Raw genomic sequence first — 1100 nt, 5'->3', positions numbered from 1 at the left:
GCAGTAACTTTTCTAGGTTTAATAGGTGCAGTTGTAGTGGCTGCAACTACAGTAAATGTAAAAGATTCATTTTTTGCTTTTCCGAAAAGTGTTTCGTATTCCAACATTGAAGAGATTCTTGTTGGTTCATTTTTCGGCCCTTGTGCTGTATATCCGATAAAAGCAGGAATAGCCGTTTCTACTTGTGCTACAGATGGCGGGAATTTTGCAATTTCCTCTACGTAAACTCCAGGTGTTTTGTAATTCATTTTTTTAAATTTTAAAGTTAATATTAGTTATTTTCAATCGTTAATCCTTCGTGTGCCAGTTCTAAAGTTTCAATAGCAACTTCGTTACCTTCAGCTTTCAGATCTGTTGCATTTACTTTAAGCGGGAATGCATTTTTTACTTTCCAGGTTACTGCAGGTTCTCCGTTCTCGTCTAAAAGAGAAATCGTGATTGATCTTCTTTCTACTGTATTCAATTGAATTGACTGGAACCATTCGAAAAACTCATTATCTTGTTTAAAAGTTCCTCTCTTTAAAGTAATGTTGCTGAAAGCTTTCAAGCCCGGCATTTTTATTTTGCTGAAATCAGGACTTGCGCCATGTCTGTATTCAATTAATCCCGCTTCAACGTTTAAACCGGAAACTTCCTGAAAACCTACTTTTGTTCCGCCCCAATCTACTTCAAAGGCAAACTTTACTAATGGATATGCACTCATAATTTTATTTATATTTAATTGTTATTTAGTTGATATTTAGGCTTCCTGTAATTTGTGTGAAAAACGCAGCACAATAAATTCAGCCGGACGAACTGCAGCCATACCGATTTCGATATTCATTCTTCCTTCCAGAATATCCTGAGCAGACATTGTTTTGTTTAAACCAACGCTTACGTAATAAGCTTCTTCAGGCTTGCTTCCGGCCAGTGCACCGTCCTGCCATTGTTGGTTTAGGAAATTCTCGATCATCGTTTGTACACGGATCCATGTGTTGGCAGTATTGGGTTCGAAAACGAAACGTTCTGTCGCTTTCTTCACAGACTCTTCCACCATGTTGAAGAAACGACGTACCGAAATATATCTCCATTCGTTGCTGTTTCCGTCCAGTGTTCTTGCT

2 protein-coding genes and 1 pseudogene are annotated in these 1100 nt (G+C 37.9%); all 3 read right to left on the bottom strand.

What is annotated here, in order from left to right:
* Positions 1-248 (bottom strand): annotated as a pseudogene (locus OEA66_RS11775) (phage tail sheath family protein); the annotation flags it as partial.
* A gap of 23 nt (positions 249-271) precedes the next feature.
* Positions 272-703: a phage tail protein gene (locus tag OEA66_RS11770; protein ID WP_267281553.1), complete on the bottom strand. Its 432-nt coding sequence runs from the start codon at positions 701-703 to the stop codon at positions 272-274.
* Positions 704-739: 36 nt separating this feature from the next.
* On the bottom strand, positions 740-1100 hold a 361-nt coding region (locus tag OEA66_RS11765), incomplete at its 5' end, for a phage tail sheath C-terminal domain-containing protein (RefSeq protein WP_311136918.1).

The organism is Chryseobacterium luquanense (assembly GCF_026460945.1).
Lineage (GTDB): Bacteria > Bacteroidota > Bacteroidia > Flavobacteriales > Weeksellaceae > Chryseobacterium > Chryseobacterium luquanense.
This window is presented reverse-complemented; position numbering and strand designations above follow the sequence as displayed.

Excerpts from the sequence above, each read along its gene's own strand:
- OEA66_RS11770 (WP_267281553.1), bottom strand. The coding sequence starts at position 703 with ATGAGTGCATATCCATTAGTAAAGTTTGCCTTTGAAGTAGATTGGGGC.